This window comes from Paenibacillus germinis, assembly GCF_013141785.1.
GTDB lineage: Bacteria > Bacillota > Bacilli > Paenibacillales > NBRC-103111 > Paenibacillus_E > Paenibacillus_E phytorum.
Genome location: NZ_WHOC01000187.1, coordinates 1 through 5,513 on the forward strand (window position 1 = coordinate 1; position 5,513 = coordinate 5,513).

6 protein-coding genes are annotated in these 5,513 nt (G+C 44.8%); 4 read left to right on the forward strand and 2 right to left on the reverse strand.

Annotated elements, in window-relative coordinates:
• Nucleotides 1-671 precede the first annotated feature (671 nt).
• Both map and GC102_RS36930 read right to left on the reverse strand, forming a co-directional pair.
• Complete coding sequence (gene map, locus GC102_RS36925; protein ID WP_171693927.1) at nucleotides 672-1,418, reverse strand: type I methionyl aminopeptidase; 747 nt, start codon at nucleotides 1,416-1,418, stop codon at nucleotides 672-674.
• Between the two features lie 7 nt (nucleotides 1,419-1,425).
• Nucleotides 1,426-2,010 carry a TetR/AcrR family transcriptional regulator gene (locus GC102_RS36930; RefSeq protein WP_171693928.1) on the reverse strand — a complete coding sequence of 195 codons (585 nt, stop codon included), beginning with the start codon at nucleotides 2,008-2,010 and terminating at the stop codon, nucleotides 1,426-1,428.
• 371 nt (nucleotides 2,011-2,381) lie between these two features.
• Here GC102_RS36930 and GC102_RS36935 point away from each other — a divergent pair, with 371 nt between their 5' ends.
• From GC102_RS36935 to GC102_RS36950, 4 genes are all read left to right on the forward strand, one after another.
• Complete coding sequence (locus tag GC102_RS36935; protein ID WP_171693929.1) at nucleotides 2,382-2,936, forward strand: ATP-binding protein; 555 nt, start codon at nucleotides 2,382-2,384, stop codon at nucleotides 2,934-2,936.
• Between the two features lie 160 nt (nucleotides 2,937-3,096).
• Complete coding sequence (locus tag GC102_RS36940; protein ID WP_047685646.1) at nucleotides 3,097-3,672, forward strand: dihydrofolate reductase family protein; 576 nt, start codon at nucleotides 3,097-3,099, stop codon at nucleotides 3,670-3,672.
• Nucleotides 3,673-3,865: 193 nt separating this feature from the next.
• Complete coding sequence (locus GC102_RS36945; protein ID WP_171693930.1) at nucleotides 3,866-4,669, forward strand: excinuclease ABC subunit UvrA; 804 nt, start codon at nucleotides 3,866-3,868, stop codon at nucleotides 4,667-4,669.
• A 547-nt stretch (nucleotides 4,670-5,216) separates the two neighbouring features.
• The coding region (locus GC102_RS36950; RefSeq protein ID WP_216628298.1) for a stalk domain-containing protein at nucleotides 5,217-5,513 on the forward strand (297 nt) is incomplete at its 3' end.

Genomic DNA, 5,513 nt, shown 5'->3' on the forward strand with positions numbered 1-5,513 from the left:
TTCCTCCAGAGGTCGAATAGCCTTGCCCGGACAGCTCCTTCATGCAGCACTGGTACGTTGGCCAGTCGTGGACGAATTGGTATGAGTAGCTGTCGCCCTCGTCCTCGCCCAAATGGATAGTTGAAAGGATATTAGCCGGAATACAGAATAAGCAATGGGATTAACTGACGTTACGCTAACGAGAAACGTTTGTTCAATAAGAAAACAAGACGAGGCTGCCGGCATTAATCGGCAGCCTCGTTGAAGTAACGGGCAGAATAACGCAATGGGACCGCATTCGAAATAAAGGACTGAATTGCTCGATTAACGACTCCCATGGCCATCCATGCGGGAGATCCTGCATTGCGTCATCTAGCCCAGTTATAGTCAGAGTCAGCCGGCGTTTCCGATTTTGTCGCGCGGTTCGCCGGAGATGAAATCATCGTACTGGCATGTGATCGCGGACAGAGTAGCCTCATCACGATCATTGAGGCTACTCTGTCCGCGAACCTGCTTCGGCTTGAAGACGGGAATGAGTTATCCATCACCGTAGTATCGGATCCAGCAATTTTCTGAAGAATGCCTTTGAGCTCTATAAGAAAGCGGATAAACGCATGTATCGGATGAAGAAAGATGCTATGCCGAATACGAAAAAAAGAAGTCGACCATCTCGTGGTCGACTTCTAATTATTCTATTGCGCGGTCAGGATTTGTGGCCCTTGAGCCGTGATGGCGATCGTATGCTCGTATTGGGCGGCGAGCTTGCGGTCCAGCGTCCGCGCGGTCCAGCCGTCCGAATCGATTGTCATGAAGTAGGTGCCTTCGGTGATCATTGGCTCGATCGTGAACACCATGCCTTCCTTGATGCGGAGGCCTTTGCCGGGTTTGCCGACATGCATATAGTTCGGCGCCTCGTGCAGGTCCCGGCCGATGCCATGCGCGAGTAGGTCACGCACGACGCCGAATCCGTTCGATTCGGCATGCCGCTGGATGGCGCTCGTCACGTCGCCGAGCCGATTGCCGGGCTGCGCCTGCGCGATACCGAGGTCAAGGCATTCCTTCGTGACGCGCATCAGCTTCTCGGCTGTCGGCGAGATCTTCCCGACCGCATAGCTCCAGGCTGAATCGCCGAGCCAGCCGTCGAGCTCCGCGACCGTGTCGATCGTCACGATATCGCCATCCTCAAGTGGCTTATCTCTAGGAAAGCCATGCGCGATCACGTCGTTGACGGAGGCACAGGTCGCATATTGATAGCCCTTGTAGCCCTTCGTGTAGGGCTTGGCGCCGTGCTTCAAGATAATGTCCTCGAATATGCGCTCAATCTCGTTCGTCGTGATTCCCGGTTTGATGAGTGGGGCGATCGTGCGATGGCATTCGGCCACCACTTGGCATGCCTTACGGATAGCCTCGATTTCATGCTTGCTTTTTAAGATGACCATGTTCGTATCAGGACTCCTTCGTAATAGCTTGCATCGCGAGCTTGGCGATTCGATCGACGTCCAGCTCGGAAGTGCCCGCATAGTAGTGCAGCCCGCAGCAGCCGACCAGCACGGCAAGCATATGGTCGACGCTGTCGTCTTCGCGCTGGGCGATCGATTGGAGCGGAACGTACAGCCGTTCCATGAATCGTCTCTTGGTGGAGTTCCGATCCCTCTCAGGCAAGCCTGCATAATGTTCCGCCGCCATTTTGTAGACGAGATATGCGCGGGCGTCCGACTGCCACAGCCGGAGCAGCGCCTTGCAATACGTCAACATCTGCCTCTCATCCTGGCCGCCGCCGTAGATGCTTGCCCATTCTGCCAGGGCTTGCTCGCATCGCTCGAAGCCGCTGCCCAGCACATCTTCTATTAATAAATGTCGGTTGGGGTAATAATGGTATACCGTGCCGTAACCGATCTCGGCCTCGCGGGCGACGTCGCGAATATCAAAGCTGCCGCCCGTGTGGAAGTAGGTGCGCGCGGCGGCGTCAAGGATCTGTTCACTGCGCTGCATGCGGATGAGCTCATTTTGTTCTTTGGTACGGGGGCACATGGACGCGTACACCTCCTTGTATAGACCTGCAAATTTGTCGATATAAACATAATAACGCATGGGGCGGGGATATGCAAATTATCTGTTAGAGAAATAAAGTTATTTAATTGAAATAAAGTTCTTTAGTGAACTGAACAAAGACAGAACTCCAGGCAGGTAGTTTCGGAGGAGATAGGGTGTGCGACGGTAGCAGCATTAACGCATAACGATAGTTGAAAACCCTAAAAATGGCTGCCGCTTGCAGCCTTTTGTTAACGGGCAGGATAATTCAATCGTTTCTCGAATACACTTCGGGATGGATTAGTTACGAACTTTCTGAATATCACGTTATCTGAAAGTACGACCTAAAACATAAAGGAGCGATTAATTATATGAACCGCCTAGTAATTATGACAGTTGGAATAACGCATAGTGGAAAAACTACCTTTGCTAAAGAATTGGAATCTGTTTTACAAGAAGCTGTAATCATTGATCAGGATAATCATGCTGAATTTATTAATAGTCATTATAAGAAACTTCTCCCAATAGAAGGACCTAATACACTAAAATTCTCTATTACCAATGCGATTGTTGAATATGCTGCAGAGCAAAGTAATTTTCACATCATCTTAAGCAATTGTAATTTAAATAAATCAGGACGAACAAATGTACTCAGATATTTTCATGAAAAGGGATTTAAAAGTATTATTGTTTACTTTAATTTATCTATTGAAATACTGAGAGCACGAGTTGAACAAACACAAAGAAGTAAAGCTATTTTCAGAAGTGCATCGAGCTTTTTAGAAGTGTTGGAGCGACAAGGAAATTCGGGAGAAATACCACCTAGTAAAGACGAAGCTAATTATCTATATGAAATAAAAGATCCCAATAATATCACAGAAATAATACAACAAATCAAAGCATTTAGCATTTCGGGATTAAACTAACGGCGAACTATAGTTCAGGAGCTGCATTGAAGCAGCTCTTTTTTGATTTCATTGAAGTAAAGGGCAGTTTAGCTTAGCAATCCATAAGAAACAATCCAAGCTGAAATGTGCTAAAATGTAACTAAAGTAGACATCCCTCATGAACAAAGGAGCACTGAAAATGAGAAAACTCGTTCTATTTTTGCACGCATCGCTTGACGGTTTTGTAGAAGGGCCAAACGGTGCAATGGACATTGGCTGGATTTCCTACGATGGTGATTTAGAGAAATACGCGAAAGAAATTCTAAGTACTGCCGACACCGTCATTTGGGGACGAGGGACTTATCAATTAATGCACGGTTATTGGCCATCTGTGCCTTCGAACCCATCAGCTTCGCAGCATGAACGGAATCATGCCGAGTGGATCGATAAGACAGCCAAAATCGTTTTTTCCACGACACTGGACAAAGTCGAATGGAACAATTCCAGACTGGTGAAAGAAGATGTCGAGGAAGAGATCAAGAACCTCAAACAGCAGCCAGGCAAGGATATGGTCATCCTCGGCAGTCCTAGGATCGCACACCACCTTATGCAGCTTGATTTAATCGATGAGTATAAAATTACGGTTTCTCCCGTCCTGATCGGCAGCGGGTTGCCGTTATTCCAAGGTCTCAAGGAGAAGGTCAATCTTAAACTTATCGAAAACAAGACCTTTGATTCTGGAGCCATAGGTCTCGTTTACCAGTCGGTTAGATGACCTTTGTCTCCTAAAATAAATTACGCTAACGAGAAACGATAGCTCAATAAACATCAGGAGAAGGCTGCCGACAGCAATGATCGGCAGCCTTCTCCGCTAACGGGCAGGATATCAAAAAAGGTTTTCTTCAACTTTTGGGGAAATTATTACCTATTGTATTTATCTTAGATGCATAACGGAAGGGGTTATAAATTTGGAAAGTCTATTACTCCCCCAAGAAAAGTTTAACGAAAAAAGAGCAGGCAGCCTAGTCGGTACAATAACAGCTGTGTCGGAATATCTTAGATTGCTTTATGCACTGATTGGGAAGTGTAGAGACAGCAGTAGGTCAGGGACTTCTCAGGGTTTTTCCGCGAACAGTCCATACGGGATTTGTACTTCATGTAATGGAACCGAAACCGTGATTGATATTGATCCCGCCCGAATGATCGCATCCGAACTATCCCTAAAACATGGGGCCGTGCTTCTTTGGGCAGGTACGATTTGTGCGCCGGTGTTCAAAATCAAAGCATTGGCCAAGATGATCGGGATTGACTATGAAAAGCCGCTTGCCGAGCAGGATAGGCGATTTATGGATATTTTACTTTACGGTTACAAGAATGACCCTGTTTCCTATGTATACAAAAAGAAACAAGCGACAAGTTTCTACCGCGGATGCGTTGCCGATTTGCGATATATGCGCGATGCGGGAACGAAGAGTAAGGGGAACCTTAGGGCGATCCGTTTCTTCTCCAAGCAAGTCCAATGCGCCGCATGTAACGGAAGCAAGATGGCACCTGAAATAATAGCTACAACGATACAAGGTCAATCGATTGTAGATACTCTAAGATTGCCGATACAGGAATTGTTGCTGTTTATTCGAGGTTTACCCCATTCACTCGACGTGCATGAGTTGAAGGTTTCTAGCCAGGTGAAGGATGAAATTGAATTACGGTTGGTCTACTTAAATAAAATTGGGCTTAAATCTCTGATGATTCACGAAGGAGACAAGGCGTGACTCATTCACTCAACTAACGGAAACTATAGTTCAATACTTTTGAGGTGAGGTATATGCTGGAGGAGATACTTTCAATTATTTTTGGTGTTGCAATCTTCCTAGTTTTTAAATTGAAATTAAGCAAAGACAAATTTTCAAGGAGAGATTACATATTTGAATTAATCGGGATCATAGTTTTCATTTTAATAATTAAATGGATAATATCGTTCTTTTAACTAAATTCCGCTGCAGACATTAATGGAAAGTGGCAATCTAAGCTAACGTTAGTACAAGGTCACCGTTAAGTAGTTGTTACATAATTGAAATCTTATTTTCATGTAGCATTAATCATTCAAGACTATAATAAAGATCGACCCCCTTTAAAATATAAACTTAGGCCCTCAGCTCGTTGCTGTGGGTCTCTTTTTTGTCACCGAACTAACGGGCAGAATAGCGGTGAAATAAACTCCATTTAAGGAAATTATTTTTGGTAATTTTCCTATTTTTTACAACAAAATGAAAGCTTTAGCGTCTATATTTATAAACAACGAAGAAAAGGGGTGTCGTATTGAAAAAATTTATATTGGGATTGAGTTTAGGTTTAGCTATTGCCTGTTCAACTGTTGTTTTCGCATCGGATTCTATTCAAGCGTTATTATTTCCAGCGAGTTTTGAAATTAATGGTAGTAATATTGGATTAAACAATGATTACAAGGTACTGAATGTAGATGGACATGCGTATGTACCCATTCGCTTTATAGCTGAAAATTTGGGAGCAACCATCGACTATGATGCGGAATCACAAAAGATTTTTGTCAAAAATAAAATCCTAGAAATAACAGATCCAGATTACAAAGATATATCC